Source organism: Ruegeria sp. CDSA246 (genome assembly GCF_059611225.1).
Map to the genome: position 1 here is coordinate 123,910 of NZ_JBXWPD010000003.1, position 19,235 is coordinate 143,144.

The following is a 19,235-nucleotide window of genomic DNA, read 5'->3' on the forward strand; positions in this document are numbered from 1 at the left end:
CGTTTCTTTGCCGCCGGGCTGCGAAGTCTGCGTTGACATTTATCCGGCGATGTGGAAGGTAAGTGATCGTTCACTAATTAGCAAGAGCGCAGTATGACCCTGACCACAGAAGACAGGTTCAAGACCGGCATGCAGTTGCTGGCGGCCTCAACGACCATCATCACTTCAGAATTCGAAGATTCGCGTGCTGGAATGGCGGCGACAGCGGTATGTTCGCTAACGGCCGATCCGCCAGCTTTGTTGGTTTGCATCAACCGAACAGCGCGAACATATGGCGTCGTGATGGACAGCCGAAAGTTTGCCGTAAACCTCATACCTGATGACATGACCGAGGTTGTCGGTGCCTTTTCGTCAAAAATGGACAAGGAACAACAGTTCCAGGCAGCCGGGACATGGATCAAAGGAGATCTGGGTCTGCCTGTTTTGAAAGAGTCCGTCGTGTCCTTTGAATGCGTGGTCGACAACTGGGCAAATACGAAGACACATGCGGTGTTCTTCGGTATGGTGAAAGAAGTTCACCTGAACCCGGAAAAGTCGGCGCTTATTTATGGGCGCAAGGGATTTCACAAACTCACACCGCTGGAAGGCTGATGTGGGGTCAAAGTGAATTTTCACCTGACTTCGCACGCCCTACGCCACCAAAAAACGACAATCACGTAACTTAAGAATTGCCGTGATGATGCCCGGGAGGAGACACCAATGCCGACGCTTGGACAGCTGATCGACCGAAACGCAGACCGCTTTGGAGATCAGGATGCTTATGTGGAATTGGACCGCCGTCGCAGTTGGCGCGAGTTGGGCCAGCGAACGGATGCGCTGGCGCATACGTTGCGGTCGCTGGATGTCCGCAAAGGTGATAGGGTCGGGGTGATCCTGCCCGACTGCATAGAGGTTGCGGAAACCATTGGCGCTTGCGCCAAGGCCGGTGCGATTCGAGTGGGTCTGAACTATCGCCTTGCCCCGCGCGAAATCGGCGCGCTGATTGACGACGCGGGCTTGGATGTTCTGATCGTGCAGGACACGAAAGTTGCAATCGCCCAAGACGCGTTGACCTTCAGCAAGCGCCAGCCGGTGCTGGTAGGGGTCGGTTCCCAACATGCGTTGGAGCGGGACTATGAAACCCTTATCGCATCAGCATCTGATCGCGGGGCCTTCACCCATACCCCGCATGAGCAATTGATGATCTGCTACACCACCGGTTCAACCGGTTTGCCGAAAGGTGCGATCTATCCTCACGCGTTGATGATCAAGTCGATGGGTGTAATCGCCCTGACGGAAGGTGCGGGTCCGGACGATGTCTGGTTGCACGCGATGCCGGCATCGGGCGTTCCGATCATTCACCTACTGCGTAACATGTTCCACGGCACCAAATGTGCCATTGTCGGCGAATGGGATGCTGAAACGGCGCTAAAGCTTATTGACCGTGAGCAGGCGACGATCTGCGTTCTGGTGCCAATGATGCTGAACGACCTGCTGTCTTCCGGCCTGATTACGCAATACAATTGCTCGTCGATCCGGCAGCTGGGGTATGGGTCTGCGCCAATTCCACCCGCGACAGTGCGCGATGCGCTCAAGGCTTTCGGGTGCAAGTTCTTGCAGATGTTTGGCACGACCGAGCTGATGGGCATGGGCATGATGTTGACCGCAACGGATCATGAGCGCGCTTTGAAAGACGGGCACAATTGTCTCGAAAGCGCGGGCCGGCCACTTTTCTACGTGGACGTCCGTGTCGTTGACGAGCAGGGCAATGACCTTCCCAGCGGTGAGGCAGGTGAGCTGCTGATTCACTCGCCTTACGTGATCCCGGGCTATTGGAATCAGGCGGTAGAGTATTCGGAAACCGTCCGCGATGGTTGGCTGCATACCGGGGATATCGCTGTTATCGATGCAGAGGGCTACGTCCATCTCAAGGACCGGGCAAAGTTCCGCATCAAGTCCGGCGGCTATAACGTGTTCCCGGTCGAGGTCGAAAACTGTCTGGCTGAACATGATGCAGTCGACGAAGTCAGTGTGTTCGGCCTGCCGGATCCGAAATGGGGGGATCGGATTCATGCCGTTGTCACCCTGAACTCTGATACGGCTGTTAGTGGCGCAGAACTGCGTGAGTACTGCCGGGGTAAGATTGCCAACTTCAAAATCCCGAAAGATATCGAGATTTGGGACGCATTGCCCAAAGGACCGACCGGCAAAATTCAAAAGCGCGAGATCATCGAGATTTGCAGTCGCGACGACCAAAGCGGTGCGGCATAAGCACCGTTCCTCACCGAATGCTCTTGGTCAGGGGATGAAAGCTCGAAAAACAGTGTGAGGTTTGATCGTTGAAATGCGATCAAGCCTCTTCGTTTCAATAGCCCACCTCAAATGAAGCAGGCCATCCGATTGGGCAAGTGACCCAGTGAAATCTCTGTCGCTTGCCGCGTGTACCTACGCTTCCATGTGGCGCAGAACCGATCTCTGAAAGTAGGTCAGCGGAGATTCAGCCCCAGGACCAGAGGCCATTTTGCCGACCGTGTATTTGGGCGACATCATCGCACGCTGCATTTTCTCGACGACATATACATCTTCAGTCTGGAAGTCCTGGGTTTCCAGCGGATGCACTTTCCAGTGCGAGCTTTTGATCATGCCGGATACCTTGTCATAGCCGGGGATATCTTTGACAGATCCGCGGCTCGACATCCATGATTTTGCGGCCCAGACATAAGCATGCAACCGTGTCACACCGGCGCTTACAGGCTCCATCACGGATATTGAGAAGGACCACGGGCTTGCCACGATCAGGGTCGTCGGGAACAACATGTAGACGCCGCCATAGCCTTCTTTCTCAGCATGCGGGATTTTCTTCGCGTTCCATTTGTCCATGCGCGTAGACACGAAATTCGGAACACGCGAACGCACGGTTTCATTCTCGGTCGAGTACCAAACCTGATTGTCACCATAAGGGTCCCAGATGTTCTTGTCCTGAGTTGGGCCGCCAAGGGTGTTCTTGTGCAGATAGGCCAGATGGTATCCGTCGATCGCATTCTCGAAGAACACTTTCCAGTTGCACTGCATTTCATAGGTTACAGGTTCACCGTAAGATATCAGTTCAGGGCTGGTGATGTCGTGCGGCCAGACGACATCTTCCAATCCGCTGAGCCAATCGGACAGGTCCTGATCGGGTTCGGGATTGGCAAAGACAATGCCCTTGAACACCGCGACCGAAGCTCTGTGCAGGCCGTTTTCTTTTTTGTTGATGTCCGGGAAACAGGCCTTCTGGTCAGGGATGCCACGCAGCGCGCCATCCAGGCCAAAAGTCCACGAGTGATAGGGGCACACGATCGTTTTGCCCGCATTTCCGCAGCCGCGGTCCAGCAATTCGGTTCCGCGATGGCGACAAACGTTGTGGAACGCCCGCAGTTCGCCGTCGTTTCCGCGGATTACGACCAGGGTAAAGTGCCCTGCCTTGGCCGTCATGTAATCGCCCGCATTGGCAACCTTTGACTCGACGCCAGCAAACACCCAGCTGCGCGAAAACAGTTTCTTGTTTTCCTGCGCCAGCCATTCATCTGATGTGTAGGCTTCAGAAGGCAATTCCTGGGTGGCGACCTCTGGCATTTGGTTCGGCTGTTGCATGAATGATCTCACAAATGGCTGCTAAGTTTTCATTATTGTCAAAGTTGACAGATAACCTTAAATGCGCCATATGTCAATGCAAAGTGATCGTTCACTAAAGTTAAAAAATTTGAAGAAATTGGCCGCAAGAACTGCGGTTCATCAAGATTTCATAGGCTCTTGTCCTGAGCCTGATGAAGGGATTGGAAATGCCATGCCGCGCCCGAGCTTAAAACCGCAACGGTCAGAAGAAATCCTTGATGCCTATATGACCTGCGTGGCCCGGTACGGGCTTGATGGTGCCACCCAAGAGCGTGTCGCGGCCGAGGCTGGTGTGAAGCGACCATTGTTACGGCACTACCTTGGCAATCGTGACCAGATGATTGCTGCGCTGAATCTGCATGTCGCAGACGCGTTCAACGAGCTGACATTGGAGCTGGACTGTCATCTTACACAGATAGAAACAGGCGATCAGCTCTTGGAAATCCTTTTTGCCGAAGATGAAGAGATCGACCCGCGGCTTGCTGCTGCGTGGCAGGGGTTATCCGCATCAGTCGGGGATCATCCCGAACTTGCCGAGCCGTTGCTGGAAGTCTTGGCACGTTTTGTGGCGGTTCTTGAGAAGTTCCTTGGTCGCGTGTCGCCCGACGCTACACCAGAACGGGTCAGGGCCGTGGCGCAGGGCATTTCAACGATCTTCCTGTCCCTCGATTCACTGGCCGCACTTGATGCGCCGTCAAATTGGCGTACTGAATTGAAGCGGGCGGCTTCATTGCTGACGGAAACTTTGTAATTGCCAAGTCGGGTCGCATTCGACACCGTCAGCGCGGCAGACCCTCTTCAGTTTGGGCCTGCGTTGACAGCCAGTGACGAAAGCTGCGCAGCGACGGATCGTCCGACTTGGTTTTTGGCCAAACAAGATAGTAGGCGCCCATCATCTCGACTGCGTCCGGAAAGGCTGCGATCAGTTTGCCTGTCGCGAGGTCCTGTTCGATCAAATAATTTGGCAGTAACGCAACGCCGAGACCGTGAACCGCCGCCTGATTGATCGTTGTGTATTGATCGTAAATCGTTCCGGGCAACGCGTCGGGATGGCTTGTCCCCATATGGCTGAACCATTCTTGCCAGGCATGGGGCCGGGTCTGGATGTGCAGCAATGGGAGTTTCAGCAGATCTCGCGGTGATGACGGCGCGCCTTTGGGCAGCAAGGATGGCGCGCAAACCGGCAATACACTTTCCACGCGCAGCAACAGCCGATCCGTGCCGGGCCAATCGGGTTCACCAAAATACAGCGCTGCGTCGAAGGGTTCAGAGGTAAAGCTAAACGGACGCAGGCGTGTCGACATGTTGATGGTTATTTCCGGATGCATGCGGGCAAATTCCGGCAATCTGGGCACCAACCACCGCATTCCGAACGTCGGCAAGATCGCAAGGTTCAAGGTGCCACCAATAGGAGCCATGTGCAGCTTTAACGAGGCCTGAGCGATCTGGTTCAGACCTTGCCGGACTTCAGCTACATATTCCTGCGCAACCGGGGTCAGCAGCAGGCGTTTGCGATCCCGACGGATCAGATCGACACCTAGCTGGGCTTCCAATGTTTGCAATTGACGGCTGACGGCACTTTGGGTCAGGGCAAGCTCATCAGCGACCGCAGAAGCCGAGCCTAAGCGATCCAGCGCTTCAAGGGCGCGGAGTGATGAGATTGAGGGGAAAAGGCGGCGTGGCGCTACCATCTATGCGGTCTGCTCATGAGTTACCCTGTTATCTTGCAGTTATTTGCGATTTGTTCAAACATCTTGTTGAATGTCTGCTTCAGTAGGTGTTCGGGCCTAAAATCCTCGTCACTGCCACTCCTGCGCATCATAGATCCACCCTTCCTTATGCCGTCCGGCCCAATAACCGATCGCAGACAGGTCGGTCATGTATTCGGGGTCGAAGGGTTCCTGCGGTTTTCTTTGAAATTCCTTGGGGATATAGGTGATGTTGGCTTGAAACCCGTCCCGGTTCGCGAGGGTCAGGATGCTTTCGATATTGCCAAGGCTTTGCGAACGGATCAGCATTTCGAACGCGCGGTTAGCCACAGCGGTTGCATTTCCGGGCAACGGATCGAAACTCGGTTCCAGCGTTTTATTGTGGATCAGCCAAATGCGGTTTTTTTGATTGCTCAGCCCTGCGTCCCGCAACAGCTGACGCATCTGCAAGTCATATGGGTAGGCAAAAATCTCGCGGGTTAGGCCGCCATCCACATGCAGTTCTTCGCGTTGTACTTCGCCATTGGTCACCTTGATTGTAACGGGTTGAAACACGACAGGTATCGAGGCCGAGGCCAGAATTACGTCCCGGATGAGATCCCGCGCGCCCGGCGTGTCGGTTTGGGCGATCGCCCCGATGTTCCACAGCACCGGACGTTCCGCATCGATGTTGGTGGTGCCGATCAAAAGCTGGCGGCCCAATCTGTGCTGCTCCGCGATCTCGCGGATCAGATCGTCGGTCAGTTCTAGCTTGATTGCCGCTTTCAGTGGCGTTGCTTTGGTCAGAAAACCGCGCCCAAAGACGGCACCCGAAACGTCCAATCGCACGACATCCCGGGTCGCGGTTTCGGTATAGAACCGCTTCAGGCGGCTGTCATAATCCGGACCGAGGAACGCAAAAGGCGCGATCAGCGCGCCAGTGGAGATTCCAGTGACCACATCAAAGGACGGGCGGTTGCCCTTGTCGGTCCAACCATTTATAACGCCGGCCCCAAAAGCGCCGTGCTGGCCTCCGCCCGATAGCGCAAGAATGTTCAGGCCTTGCCCCCTTGGAACCTGTGCTAGCGTCTTGTGCATTTCCGCATTGAGAGTTGCCAGACGGTCGCGGCTATCATCTTCGAAATACCGGCTGTCCGGGGTTGTGCCAACCGGCAGAAAGGTCTCGTAATTTTCGGACGTCGGTGTAAGTGCTGAACGATCATAGCTGCCGGCACAGGCGGTTAGCATCAGCAAGAGAACGAAATTGACGTAAATCTTGAGTGAGGGCATCGGTGAATTGTCCGTCTTGAAAGTGGTGCCGCTCTGTATAGTGCCAAACATATTTTGTTGAGTGCCAAATCTCCGCAGGTGCCTAAATCTGGTTGTATCGTTAGGTCTTGTGCGAAATGACACCGATCGAAACGGCAGACATTGCAATAATGCGCTTACTCGATTCGGCCGATCTCATTCTTTAAATTGTCACCATTGACAGTTGATTGCTGTTTGCCTATTTCGTTTCAAAGCACCGTAAGATCGGGCCTGTGTTAAACACTGTTGCTGAGGTCAAAACGTTTAGCTTGCCAACCGTGAAGACGACGGCCCTAGGAGGGGACAGCATGCCACAAATGTACCATGAGTTACCTGCAGAAGCTTATACATCGCAGCAGTGGTTTGACCGTGAACAGCGAGAGATATTCTCAAAAACATGGCGTTTTGCTGGCTTTATGGAAGATTTGCCCGAGCCAGGCCATTATCTTTCGGTTCAGGCGGGATTGAACAACTTGTTCATCGTCATGGGGAGGGATCGCAGGCTGCGGGCCTTCCACAATATCTGCAGACATCGGGGCACCCAATTGATCCGCGCTGTGGGAAAGACCCAAAAAGCGCTGACCTGCCCCTATCACGACTGGACCTATGATCTTGAGGGCAACCTGATCTCGGTCCCGGATGAGCATCGCGAATATAAGTCCGTCGACAAATCCTGCCTTGGCCTGAAACCTGCTTCGGTCGATATCTGGAAAGGTATGTTGTTTGTGCATCCCGACCCGAACGCAGGGTCGATCATGAAATGGTTCGGCGACGTGGACGATAAGGTCGGACCACACGTGCCAGAAGAGCTGGTGGAACACGAGGACACCTCGAACACCTACGAAATCAAGGCCAATTGGAAGATCGTCGTCGAAAATTACATCGACGTCTACCATCTGAGTCACCTGCATTCGAACACCCTACAAATGTATGACCACGCCAATGCGCAATATGGTTGGTGCGGGCCGCACTACATCTTTTGGGAGCCGCCGGTTGAAGAGTTCGTCAAAGATCAGAACAAAAAGCTTCAGATGCCGCGGGTCGTTCCCGAAGATCAGAATGGTGCATGGGTGCCGATGCTGTTTCCGGGGGTCGGAATTGGCGCGTCCGAGGACGTATGGAACGTCTTTATCATTACCCCGCTTGCTCCGGACAGGACGCGGATTCTGAACCGGACGCGTGTTGCCAATGCCTCGGGCTGGGAGTTTTCGAAACAGGCCACCCGGTCGGCGTCCTTCTGGAACAATTTTGGCATCAAAGGCAAATATGAAGGTGATGATGCGTATGATGAAAACGATCCGATGGCCTCGGGCGATTTCACGCAAGAGGACATCTATGCCTGTGAACAGCAACAGAAATCCCTGACCTCGCCTTATTTCGAAGTCGGTCCAGCCGCCGTTGGGGAAAGCCCCGTGGTTCAACACCAAAGGGTCGTTCGCGATTGGTTACAAGAAGAATGATCAACCCCGACGACCGGTTGTCGATTGCGACCTTGCTGCGGGTCTTCCGCACAAAAATCGCAACGACCTGGGGTCTGACCCTGGTTGAAACGGGGTTGTTTATCTTCCTTCCCCTGTTGATCGGCTATTCGATCGACGGCCTGTCGAATGGGGACTACACGTCGTTCATCCATTTCGGTGTTGCGATGGCAGCGCTGCTGGTTGTGTCGACGTTGCGGCGTGTTTACGACACGCGGGCCTATGGCACGATCCGCGTCGAATTGGGTAAGGCGCAGGCCAAACGGGATGCGGGGCGCGAGGTCTCGGTGCTAAATGCGCGGGTACTGATGGCCCGCGAGTTGGTTGATTTTCTGGAGAATGAGGCCCCTGAATCGATGGGTGCAGTCGTGCAGGTTCTGATCTCGGTTGGTATTCTGATGTCCTTTCACGGGGCACTTGCCACCGCCGCAGGGGCCGCTGCTGTGATTATCCTGATCATCTTTACCCTGTTTTCGCGTCGCTTCTTCCGCCTGAATGGGCTGTTGAACCACCAGTCAGAAAGACAGGTGACTGCGTTGCAAAGCATGGATCTGAAAAAGATCGGCCAGCACTTGTTCCGATTGCGCACGCATGAGGTTCGGTTGTCGGATTCCGAGGCACTTGTCTATGCTGCGATTTTTGCTGTCTTGCTCAGCATGCTGGCCTTCAACCTGTGGTTTGCGGCGATGCAAAGCGGGGCGACGGCAGGGCAGATCTTCTCGGTTGTTACCTATTCGTTCGAGTTTGTGCAATCGGTCGTGATTTTACCGATGGTCCTGCAAAGCCTCGCGCGCTTGTCCGAGATCACCGAGCGGATCAACGCACCGGCATCGAAACAGGGTGCCAATGCCTAATACGTTTAATTCAAACACCCGTCCCATATCGGGTATCATCACACATCCTGCCCTTTCGCACGGCACGAATTTCGGAGGCTCAAATGACCAGAGTTTTTCACCCGCTTGAGGTGCTTGAAACGCGTAGTGAGATCGGCGGGCAGGCCAAATCCGTCATGTTTGACGTGCCGCCACATCTGGCCAAAGACTTTGCCTGGCGTGCCGGTCAGCACCTGACCCTTCGCTTTTGGATCAAGGGTGAAGACGTGCGCAGAAGCTATTCGATCTCGTCTTCGCCCGTTTCAGGCGATCCGCTGCGTATCACCGTCAAACGGGTGAAAAAGGGGCTCGTCAGCAACCATATCAACGATACGGTTCAAAAGGGTGATGTGATCGACGTCATGCCGCCATTTGGTAGTTTTTGTCTGGATACAGACCCGGAGGAACGGCGCACACACTATTTCTTTGGGGCGGGCAGCGGTATCACCCCATTGTATTCCATGCTTAAGTCTGTGCTATTGGCCGAACCGTGGTCGGTTGCACATCTGGCCTATGGCAATGCGAATGCGGACAGTATCCTGTTCAAAGACAAGTTTGCCGAATACCAGCAGACGTTTCCGGAACGCCTGACGGTGCATCACCTTCTGTCCAAGCCTTCAATGTGGTCCAGTTTCGCCTATTGGCGCAGGGGTGTCATCGACAAGGATGCGATCGAGGCGCTGATCACAGAAAATCCGCCTTATGCCCAGAATGCCCAGTACTACATCTGTGGTCCCGGCGGGATGAACAAAGCGGTCAAAGACGCGCTTATGTCTTTGGATGTGCCCGCCAATCGGATTCACATGGAAAGCTACGGCGGCGCGCAAGAGACCGATGACAGTATCAAGGGCGTTGATGCTGTTGTGGACATAACGCTGAACGGTCAGCGACAATCGGTTCAGATGGCATCTGGTCAGACGATCTTACAGGCTGCCCAACAGGCGGGGTTGGAGCCGCCATATTCCTGCCAGTCTGGGGTCTGTGGGGCGTGCCGGTGTAAGGTGAAAAAGGGTTCGGTTCATATGCGGGCACGAACCGCTTTGGATGATAATGAGATCGCGAAAGGTGCCGTGCTGTCCTGCCAGGCGGTTGCCACGACAGACAAGCTTGCGGTTAGTTACGATTAACCCGGCCGTTGGCCAGGCAGTCGCCGTCAGGTTTTTTCTTCCAATGTTTCAGCCAATTTCAGCGCAGCGAAATAGGACGAATAACCCCATGTTTTCGGAGGTTTAAGCGGAATGAAAGCATCCGTGGTGATAAAAAGGTTTATGATTCCGTGCGCGACGATCTCGCAGGCTTGTTTGTCGGCTTTTGGGTGTGAGCCAAGAACGATATCTATCGCGACCTTGTAAAAGGCCTCCATCGATTCCAGCAACGGTTTGCGAAGTTCTGGATAAATCTCAATCGAGTTTACGAGCGCCTGATAACAAATGTTGATCCGCGGATCCATCTCACCGTCAGAGTTGAACAGGGCCTCGATTAGATTGCGGACATCGGGATTCTCGGCCAGCGCAACGCGCAATGTTTCGGTCTGTTTGCTGAACGTTTCGACGACATGCTCACCTAGCGCCAGAACCATTGCTTTGCGGTTGCCAAGATGATGGCGGATCAGTGGGCGCTTCAGCCCGGCTTGTGCCGCAATATGTTCAAGTGTGGCCCCTTCGACGCCGTAGCGAACGACGCACGACATAAATGCATCGAGGACTTCTTTTTTTCGTTGATCTTGTACAGAGGGGCGACCCATGCGATGACCCTTACGTAGGAACGGAATTTTAGAGATATTTTAGTTGAGATTGATTGTCAAGACTGACAGTCAATTTAATTCCAAAATATCTACCGCTCTTCAACGTTTTCTGAGCTATCGCCCGCCGTTCCAGCAGGCAACCTAACGCAAGCGATGTTCAAGCGTCCCGGTAGGGCGAAGTGTTTTGGGGCGGTGGGTCTAGGTGAAAAGCCCAAGCCTTTCTCCGCCTGCCACATCCGCAAATCTATTAAGATTTGGGAACAGAGTGTTCAATGCCGACGGTTGCACACCAAACCAAAGAGACAGGTCAGCATAAAGTTGATCGGTCGAGGTCGTTGGGATCAAAACGCCGTCGCCCACATCAAGCGCGTTTTCGCTGGCCAGGCCAAGTTCGGGGTAATCCCCCAGAATCTGCCCACCTTTGACAGCATTGCCCATAACCAGGGTATTGCCCCCCCAACCATGATCCGTACCGTTGCCATTCGACGTCAGCGTCCGGCCGAAATCTGATCCCGTGAAAGTCACAACACGATCCGCCAAGCCCATATCGTCAAGCGTTGCCTGAAACGCTCCCAACGCTTCGGACAATACGCGCAGCATACGGGCATGGTTCGCCAACAGTTCATCATGATGGTCCCAGCCAATATAGCGTACAAAGAACGTTTGCTGCTCGTGACCCAGCCGGTCCGAGGCGGCAATCGTCTTGGCGACCATGCGCAATTGTTGCGCGAGGTCCGAAGACGGGAAGGAGCGGGGTATCTTGATCCCACGGGTTGCGGATTTAAACGTCTCGTGTTTGGACTGCGCGTCGCGGGTCAGGTTCAGATATGTCTCGCGGAAGGGATCGCCGTTTTGATCGGCATTCATCATTCGGTTGAAACTGTCCAAAAGCAGGTCGTTGAGGGGACTTTTCTCTTCTTTCACGTATAGACCGACGCTGCCCTTGTTTGTGATTGAATATGGCAAGTCGATCGTGCCGTTCTGCGCAATGTTGTTTCCGGCCAAAGAGATGTTCATTCCGATCTCGTGCACCGATTTTGAGGGCTGTAGGTCATCAGCAAAGAACCCGAACCATCCGTCGTTCACACGCAGATCCGGGCGCGAGGTTTGCCAGTGTTTGAACTGGTCCGCGTGGCTCAGCAGTCCCAAGGGGAGTGCGGCCGAGCCGTCAAAGAACTGCTCTTTCCGGACCTGTTCGACCAAGGGCCCAACATTGGCGACAAAAGAGAGGCGCCTTTGATCGAACAGCTCGGCCATTTCGGGCATCGACGGGTGCAGGCCAAAGCTGCGGCCCAGCCGATCTTTGGGCGTATCCAAGTCCAGCAGCTCACCTCGCGAAAGGGCAAGATTGGCCCGCGTCTCCGAGTATTGGCCGTGCGCGATTTTGTCTTTTGGTACCAGCATGTTGAAGCTGTCATTGCCACCATCCAACATAACAAAAACAAGCGCCCTGCGGGCGGGCTTGATCATTCCCGTCCCAGCTTGCGCCAAACCGGGCAGGGCGGCACCCATCATTGCGCCAGTTGCGGCAACACCGGTCGAGGCCAAAAACTGCCGGCGCGTAAAGGATTTGATCAGCATGGGCTCAGGCCTCCTGCACGGTGAATTCTGGGGAAACGGCAATCATGAAGGCGATGGTCTGCACCACCCATTCGGGATTGTCCGCATACTGCACATAGGCCTGCTTGATCCGTTTGCGCACTTCGGCATCAGTCCGACCGGTCAATAGGACCGAAATCCGATCTATCAGCTCATCATGACGGCCTCGGTTCTGTGCGATTTTGATCTCTTCGCTCAGGTCGAAGCGCAGCGCGTTCTTGGAATTGGCCCATAGTGTATCGGGGTCAAATTCCATCACCATCATCTGTTCAGGGCCCGTGCCGATCTGAGTCGAGACCAGCGGCAAGTAGCCGCCAAAGAACCAATAGTAGATGTTGTTGACATAAGCGACCGAGGTCGCGGCCGTGTGCAGCTCGAACTCGGGCGCGCGAAGGCCCATCTTCTGCAATGCGCCATGCGGGGTGAAGTCGGGTTTGTAGAAATTGAACACCGTGGGCGCGGACAGCGGATGCATCTGCAGCGCCTCTTGAATGTCATCACCCAGCAGCCACAGCTTGCCGGTCTGGTTATGCGCTCCAAACGCAAGCAGAACCTGCGTGACGCGATGCAGGGGCGATTTTAGCTTTTGGGACTGAACTACTTTTGTCGGGGATTTGTATGCCGAAGGAAGACGTTTGGCGGCAACCTCATTGGTCAATGGGTAGGTCAGGATTGTGCGAACCGCGCTTTTCAGATCTCCGTTTGAGCCAAATGCCTGCGACACCGCTTCGACATAGGCGGGCGAGGGATTGGATGTGACCAGCCGGTTGATCAGATGGGTTGCGATGAACGGCGCGGTCGTAGGGTGGGCAACCAGTTGGTCGATGGTCGAACGAATTTCTTTCGGGCCGGACTGATCGCCGGGCAAGGTCAGACGACCGTTCAGCAGGGATTTTGCGCCGCGGTCGTGAAAGGCTTCTTCCACGATCATCGGTTTGGTCGCGTCAATGAAGGGCACTGTCTTATAGGCCTTTTCGACCCCATCATCGAACTGAACTGGATAACCATTATAGCTGTCTTCCCAGAACGACGTGTTCCACTCGTATTCATAGGCTGCGGGCAGCAAGCCGGTGAAGACCCGAGCCAGTTCCTTGATGTCGCGATTGTCATAGGTCGGGATCGGATCCCCACTGGCATCCAGTTTTTCCGTGCCATCGGGGTTCAGCTCGAACAAGCCAATCGAAAACAGCTGCATGATCTCACGCGCATAGTTTTCATCCGGATGGGTGTTCTTGGCCTCGTTCGCCTTTTGATTGGTCATATGCGACAGGTAGATACCCATCATCGGGTGCACCGACACATCGTACAGAAGGTCTGAATAACTGCCGAACGCGTGCTTATAGAGCAGGTCATAGTAATTCGCCATCCCGATGGCATCCAGCTCCAACGATGACGCGTCCGAGATGACTAGGATCTCGGACAGTGCCTGCGCAACACGCTGGCGCAGCAGATCGTCGCGTTGCGTCAGGGTGTGGTTCCACCAGGCCATGTGGAAATACCATTTATAGGGCAGGGCGGGGTTGTTGCCGTCGCCGTTGATCGCCCATTCGCCATGCGCGCGTTTTAGGCGCTTTCGGAAGCTCTTCCAAATCTTGCGAGTGGACTTTTCGAACGGCCCTTTGTTACCGATCGAGGCGTTCAGCTGATCATCCAACCAGCGTTCCGGGCCGGTCTTGCTAACCTGATGCAGTAACCTCTGATCGGCCCCAAGCGTGGCCTGCATCAAGAATCGACTGGTGTCTTCCAAGGATGACTTCATGGTGGATGGCGGTCCTTTAGATCTGACGACAGTAGCTGGGATTGGCATAAATTGTCATGTGAGACAAAATAAAACTTAGCCCCGCCGTTTCAACCCGAAGAATCCGATGTCCGCAAAAAAAATGCCCCGTTTCCGGGGCAGTTGGGGTTAAATTTGTAGGGTAGCTTTAGTTTGCGTAGTTCATTTTCAAACCAAGCGATGAGGTATTGCCATCGTATTCGATCGCCGCGTCTTCGAACGCCGGCAACGATCTGACGCCTGCGCCCTCGGAATAAGCCCAACCTTCTTGCGGGATCGGCCCTTTCATCTCGAACTGGCCGTTGTCGTTCTGGTCATGGTGTATCATGATCGCAAGCTGTCCGGGTTTCTGGTTCTCAAGCGTTCCGGAAACTGTGCTACCTGAGGCCGGGATCTTCGCGTAGCCCACGATTTTCGCCATCTGGCTTTGGTCAAATGCGGTCTTATCGTCAAAGGCCAGGACGTGGATGACGCCCCCGCGTCCGGCGTCGACACCAGTGATATCGATCTGTATGTCCCCGGCCGTAGCCTGAGAGGCCGCCAGAGCCATAAGGCCAGCGAAGAATGCAGTCTTGGTCATTGAGTTTCTCCTGAACAGTTAACCAATGTAAATTCCAAACAGGCGCCATGCGAGATCCTGCACGACGTAAAGCAGCCCGAAGGCGAACCACATGATCGTGATGGCGTAGAAAAGCGGCGGGTTTTCCCGGCTGTCGATTGTTTCAATCAAAAAGGCCTGGCCTGTCATGAAGGATGAGGCGGCCCACCACATGAACAGCAACCCCCAGATCGCGTAGACCTGAAACCATGTTGCCAACAGCAAACATAAGAAGATGATCCAGGAAAAGGGGTGAGATTTGAGGTATTGCATTGAACTTCTCTATCTATTTTCGGGGTTTGTGCCCGCATCAAAGTGGGCACGACGAAGGGATACCTATGCGTCACAAAACTGTGTGGCTTTGAAGGGGTTGTGTAACATTCTGGCTTGCCGCCATTGCAGATCAGTTGCAGTTCCGTCCACGCAGGCGACGCGCCAGCTTTTTAGTCATGGATTGCCTGAAGCTGGTCGAATTGCGCTTTATCCAACCGGTAGAACATCAGGGCAACAATCGAGGCCATGTATATGACGAGGCTAAGGCAGGCGTAGTTCCATCCCAGTGCACGGGTGACCTCGGGGGTCAGGTTCGATTGATCTGGCGCTTCCGGAAAGCCAACATATGCCAGAAACATTCCAGAGATCGCTAACCCGCCAGCCGTACCGGCTTTATAGGAGAAGGTAATGACTGATGTAATGATCCCTTCGTTCTGATACCCGTTCTGGCTGATACCCAATTCGACAACGTCCGCCGTCATCGACGTCAATAAGGACGTGGTCCAGACAATCAGGATGATTTGCAGAATGCCGTGGACGAAAAGCAACCAGATCAAAAGCTCGGTGCCGTTCGCAGGGAAAAACCCGATTTCACGCAGTACGTAAGGGGCGACACTTACAATAGCCGCGAGGATCGACAGGTAGATCGCGCTCGATTTTTTGTCGCCAGATCGTGTTATCGGCTTAAGGGTTACGGCCGCAATCACGGCGCCGATCAGGTTTGCCACCAGGATCAAAGCTATCTGATCATTGTTCAACTCCCAGAAGAACGAGGTCAGGTAGGTCCACAATGCTGCTCCGATTCCGGCGCCTACGAAAAAAACGGCTGTGCTAACAAAGATTGAGCGCAAAGCTGGCAGCTTGAACGCTGCGAAAAACTGTCTGAAAAATCCAGAGATGCTGTAGGTCGCCACATGCGAAATATCCAGCATTCTATTCTGCCATTTGCGCGTGCCTAATGCGGTGACAGTGATAGCCAGCGCTATAAGTATTGCACCGACAAGGCCTGCTTCCTGATAGCCGGCCTGGTTGAGGATGCCGTAAGGCATCGTGTCGGTCGGAACCAACCAGATCACATACATCGCGATGACCATGATCTGACCGGCAATCCAGGTGACCGAGACCTTGAGGCCAGACAACATGGTTCGTCCGCCATAGTCCTTGGTCAACTCTGGCACCATCGCGTTGTGTGGTACATCAAACAACGTCATTGCCGTCCGCAGAAGGATCGTTGTGATCAGTAGGAACCAAAACAGCTGGGTCTCTGAAGTCAGTGCTGCAGGTGGGTTCCAAATAAACCAGAACAGGAGTGCGACAGGTATGATCGCCGCGTAGATGAACGGGTGGCGCTTGCCAGCACGAGAACGCGTGTTATCTGACAAGTAACCGACAACAGGATCGGATACAGCGTCGAACATCAGAGCAATGAAAAGCGCAAAACCCACCGTCTCGGCCGGAAGGCCGATGACCAGATTGTAGTAGATAAGCAGGAAAAAGCTCAGCCCGTTCGACAAGATGCCGTTGGCTATGCCGCCTGCCCCATAAAACAGCTGCATGCCGACCGGCGGGCTTTCAGTACTGGTATTCATTTTTCCTCCGGATCTTCTTGCGGCAAGACGGTGAGTGATCGATCACTCAAATCAGATCACAAGGATCGTTTTTTGTCAAAGGTGTTAGACAATGGTACCTAACGACCGCGTCTGAGAAGCAAATGACCGCCGAAGCAACAGGCAATAAGCAGGGGCCATTCGCGTAGTGGAAAGCGAATCCCGACCGCGTTCGCAGTCGGGTGCTTGATCAGAAGTTATGCGACAGGCTCACACGTACAGCGGTGCCGGAAACATCCCGGATCTGTAGGCCCGCGTCAGGTTCGTTCACATCGCCAAGCGTGCCATACGTGACATCAACCAGAATTCGGGTCTGACCAATCGAGTGCACGGCACCAAGCGTGATACCTTTGCCGCCGCCTTCATAGTCAAAGCCAACAAAACCGCCTTCAGGTTCAGAGCGGGACAGAATGCCGTAGAAGTACCATTTCGGGTTCAGTAGGTAGCCGACGCCAATTTGGTAGTCGACCGAGTTTTCCGCAAATTCCGCAAGCGGACCGCCAAGAACCGGAGACTGTACGGCGACATCATCCCAGTTCCTCCAGCGGATCGATCCAAAGGCACCCCAAGGGCCCTTGATCGCACTTTGCACGTTCAGCGCGACTGTCTGAGGGGTGCTCAATTGCGTCGTCACGTCAGATGGCGAAAGGGGTTGCAGCTGTTCGACACCATCCAGATCGTGATCGATTTCCGAGTAGTATGTCAGGTCGGCGCGAAACGCGATCTCCGGGATCTCATACGCGGCACCCACAAGGAAACCGGGGTTGAAGTCACCCTCGGAATCCAGCGAGTAGCTGAGAGAGGGATTGATCAGCGCACCGCTGAAATCGTTAATCTTTTCGAACCGAACCCCGGCAAAGGCACTGAAGTTTTCATTGAACTTGTACCGCGCCATCAAGGCGACCTCGGTGCCGCGATACCTGACGTTGGTGCCAGCAGAAGGAGCGCCCGTACCGGTTGGGTACAGTAGTTTATAGTTGACCGAGTTGAAGCCGTGGATTGCGACTGCCCATTTGTCGCCTACGTCCTGTTTGTAGGCTAGGGACAGGCCGCTAATGCTCGGTGTGACGTTACCAGTTGGCTGTCCGAACTCAGTGCCTTCGGTTTTTGAATCGGCCCATCCTCCGGTGATCTCGACATATCGGCCCTGCTCAAAAAGGAACCGGTTTGCCGACGGAAACCCCTCGATTCCGCCAGCAAATGCTGGGCCTGAAATCAAGCCCGCGCCCAATGCCAATGTTGCGATTTTCTTCATTCTTCCCTCCCTTTCCTCGGCTTTGTTTCTTTAATTTTGCCGAGGGGATCTGATTTGACCGTGGCGCAAGGGCGCTTCGGCCTGTTGAAAGCGCCGTGGTTTGCGCATGGTCGTGCAGCCATCGAATGATGTGTCTTCAAATGATTGCGTTTCTGGCCTGTGGAACTGTTTGCGGTGCAGTAGGGAGGCGCGCAGCGTGTGGCCGTCGCAATTACATGAGATGCGGGAATGTGGTCTTCCGTCTGAATGCAACGCCGCGCCTCTGAAGCGGGCCGTTTTGCAGCAGGCAATACCAATTGGTTCGGCAAACAAGCCGATTGCGCGTTTTTTCATAGTCCCTGTCGTTTTTTTGCAGCCCAGTCTTAGGCCGGGTTTTTGGTCTGATTATTGCGTTGCGAGTAGCCCCGGGGTGACACCTCCTCGTTGCTTAGATGTTTTGATTGGCGCGTTCCTCTTGGGTCCGTGCCGCGTTACGGAACAACTGTTCTGCGCGAACCCTACCAACTACCATAATGTATCGTGGATTGGTCATGGAACTGCCCCTGTTGCTTGCCTGCTGGCTATTTGTTTGTCGGTTATGACAGTTATTTGTTGCACATAGCTGACATCTTTTCAATACGTTTGTATTGTACGTTTGAATTGGAATATTATTTCGTGGCAAACGTTGTATTTTCAGGGCTTTGATCCAATTCTCACAAACACTAGTGTTCCGCTCACACTTTTGCGGGATTTGCGCTAGGAAAGGCGGATGACGGAAAATTTGACAGAGAATCGGGCCAAACAGCGCGACAGAAACCGAGAACAGAAGCGACGTGAACTTGCCGAGAACGCGATTGCGACAATTGCGCGGGCTGGATACGCCAACACCACCTTGCGGGACATTGCGGCCTCGACCGGCGTATCACTAGGCAAAATACAGTATTATTTTCCCGAAAAAGAGGGGTTGCTGTTGTATTGCGTAGATCTGTCGGTCGACAAGTTCACGTCACAGCTGAACGAGATTCTGGATGCAGAACTCAACCCTCGCGAGGCACGCAGCGCATATATCGAGCTGTTTGCCTATTCGATCGTCAACTATGCGCACCTGCACAGGCTTTGGTATGACATCCGCAATCAGGCTATGTTCGATGGCCAGCTCAGGCCGCGAGTTGCTGACGTCGAGGCCCGGTTTGTCGCAATTTGTGATGAGCTCGGAAAGAAATTTGCTGTCGATGATGTGCGTGGTGTGGAAATTTATGTGATGCTGGACGGCGCCTATCGGTATTACATCCAGCAAAGCATAGCCGGGATGCCAATCACCGCTGAGGACATCGCGCAGCGCCTAAAACGCATTATTGGTTACCTGACGGGTGAATAGTAAGGTGCAGACCAATACTCCGCCATCTTGCTATTCGCTTGCCCGG

17 protein-coding genes are annotated in these 19,235 nt (G+C 54.1%); 7 read left to right on the top strand and 10 right to left on the bottom strand.

All coding sequences use genetic code 11. The annotated features are described in order from the left end of the window. Positions 1-93: 93 nt before the first annotated feature. Both AC2FI9_RS05245 and AC2FI9_RS05250 read left to right on the top strand, forming a co-directional pair. On the top strand, positions 94-591 hold the full coding sequence (locus AC2FI9_RS05245; RefSeq protein ID WP_109311127.1) for a flavin reductase family protein: 498 nt from the start codon (positions 94-96) through the stop codon (positions 589-591). 108 nt (positions 592-699) lie between these two features. Continuing rightward, positions 700-2,250, top strand: coding sequence for a class I adenylate-forming enzyme family protein (locus AC2FI9_RS05250; RefSeq protein WP_496766289.1), 1,551 nt, complete (start codon positions 700-702; stop codon positions 2,248-2,250). A 174-nt stretch (positions 2,251-2,424) separates the two neighbouring features. On the opposite strand, the gene AC2FI9_RS05255 is transcribed toward AC2FI9_RS05250, so the two are convergent. Further along, positions 2,425-3,612 (bottom strand): aromatic ring-hydroxylating oxygenase subunit alpha, encoded by a 1,188-nt coding sequence (locus tag AC2FI9_RS05255; protein WP_496766292.1) that lies wholly within the window; start codon positions 3,610-3,612, stop codon positions 2,425-2,427. Between the two features lie 193 nt (positions 3,613-3,805). Between AC2FI9_RS05255 and AC2FI9_RS05260 the strand changes: the two genes are divergently transcribed. Further along, positions 3,806-4,384 (top strand): TetR/AcrR family transcriptional regulator, encoded by a 579-nt coding sequence (locus tag AC2FI9_RS05260; protein WP_496766294.1) that lies wholly within the window; start codon positions 3,806-3,808, stop codon positions 4,382-4,384. Between the two features lie 28 nt (positions 4,385-4,412). On the opposite strand, the gene AC2FI9_RS05265 is transcribed toward AC2FI9_RS05260, so the two are convergent. Together AC2FI9_RS05265 and AC2FI9_RS05270 are read right to left on the bottom strand one after the other, a co-directional pair. Then, entirely contained in the window at positions 4,413-5,324 is a 912-nt protein-coding gene (locus AC2FI9_RS05265) for a LysR family transcriptional regulator (protein WP_496766296.1), read from the bottom strand. A 108-nt stretch (positions 5,325-5,432) separates the two neighbouring features. After that, the gene (locus AC2FI9_RS05270) at positions 5,433-6,611 is read right to left on the bottom strand and encodes a patatin-like phospholipase family protein (RefSeq protein WP_496766298.1); all 1,179 of its coding nucleotides are present in this window, start codon (positions 6,609-6,611) and stop codon (positions 5,433-5,435) included. Between the two features lie 326 nt (positions 6,612-6,937). Here AC2FI9_RS05270 and AC2FI9_RS05275 point away from each other — a divergent pair, with 326 nt between their 5' ends. The 3 genes from AC2FI9_RS05275 (at position 6,938) to AC2FI9_RS05285 (ending at position 10,106) form a co-directional block, all read left to right on the top strand. Next, entirely contained in the window at positions 6,938-8,089 is a 1,152-nt protein-coding gene (locus AC2FI9_RS05275) for an aromatic ring-hydroxylating oxygenase subunit alpha (protein WP_496766301.1), read from the top strand. Further along, on the top strand, positions 8,086-8,961 hold the full coding sequence (locus AC2FI9_RS05280; RefSeq protein WP_496766303.1) for an ABC transporter six-transmembrane domain-containing protein: 876 nt from the start codon (positions 8,086-8,088) through the stop codon (positions 8,959-8,961). The genes AC2FI9_RS05275 and AC2FI9_RS05280 overlap by 4 nt, the downstream gene beginning before the upstream one ends. A gap of 83 nt (positions 8,962-9,044) precedes the next feature. Next, positions 9,045-10,106, top strand: a complete 1,062-nt coding sequence (locus AC2FI9_RS05285) for a 2Fe-2S iron-sulfur cluster-binding protein (protein ID WP_496766305.1) — start codon at positions 9,045-9,047, stop codon at positions 10,104-10,106. Positions 10,107-10,132: 26 nt separating this feature from the next. Here AC2FI9_RS05285 and AC2FI9_RS05290 read toward each other — a convergent pair whose 3' ends face one another. The 7 genes from AC2FI9_RS05290 to AC2FI9_RS05320 all read right to left on the bottom strand — a co-directional run bounded on the left by AC2FI9_RS05290 (position 10,133) and on the right by AC2FI9_RS05320 (position 17,832). Continuing rightward, entirely contained in the window at positions 10,133-10,669 is a 537-nt protein-coding gene (locus AC2FI9_RS05290) for a TetR/AcrR family transcriptional regulator (RefSeq protein ID WP_496739095.1), read from the bottom strand. A gap of 252 nt (positions 10,670-10,921) precedes the next feature. Further along, positions 10,922-12,304, bottom strand: coding sequence for a DUF1501 domain-containing protein (locus tag AC2FI9_RS05295; protein ID WP_496766307.1), 1,383 nt, complete (start codon positions 12,302-12,304; stop codon positions 10,922-10,924). Between the two features lie 4 nt (positions 12,305-12,308). Next, the gene (locus AC2FI9_RS05300) at positions 12,309-14,081 is read right to left on the bottom strand and encodes a DUF1800 family protein (RefSeq protein ID WP_496766310.1); all 1,773 of its coding nucleotides are present in this window, start codon (positions 14,079-14,081) and stop codon (positions 12,309-12,311) included. A 166-nt stretch (positions 14,082-14,247) separates the two neighbouring features. Next, entirely contained in the window at positions 14,248-14,679 is a 432-nt protein-coding gene (locus AC2FI9_RS05305; RefSeq protein WP_496766312.1) for a DUF2141 domain-containing protein, read from the bottom strand. Between the two features lie 18 nt (positions 14,680-14,697). After that, positions 14,698-14,970, bottom strand: a complete 273-nt coding sequence (locus tag AC2FI9_RS05310) for a hypothetical protein (RefSeq protein ID WP_496766314.1) — start codon at positions 14,968-14,970, stop codon at positions 14,698-14,700. Between the two features lie 170 nt (positions 14,971-15,140). Next, entirely contained in the window at positions 15,141-16,559 is a 1,419-nt protein-coding gene (locus tag AC2FI9_RS05315; protein ID WP_496766316.1) for an MFS transporter, read from the bottom strand. Between the two features lie 208 nt (positions 16,560-16,767). After that, positions 16,768-17,832: a hypothetical protein gene (locus AC2FI9_RS05320; RefSeq protein ID WP_496766318.1), complete on the bottom strand. Its 1,065-nt coding sequence runs from the start codon at positions 17,830-17,832 to the stop codon at positions 16,768-16,770. 748 nt (positions 17,833-18,580) lie between these two features. Here AC2FI9_RS05320 and AC2FI9_RS05325 point away from each other — a divergent pair. After that, positions 18,581-19,189: a TetR/AcrR family transcriptional regulator gene (locus AC2FI9_RS05325; RefSeq protein WP_496766321.1), complete on the top strand. Its 609-nt coding sequence runs from the start codon at positions 18,581-18,583 to the stop codon at positions 19,187-19,189. Positions 19,190-19,235: the final 46 nt, after the last annotated feature.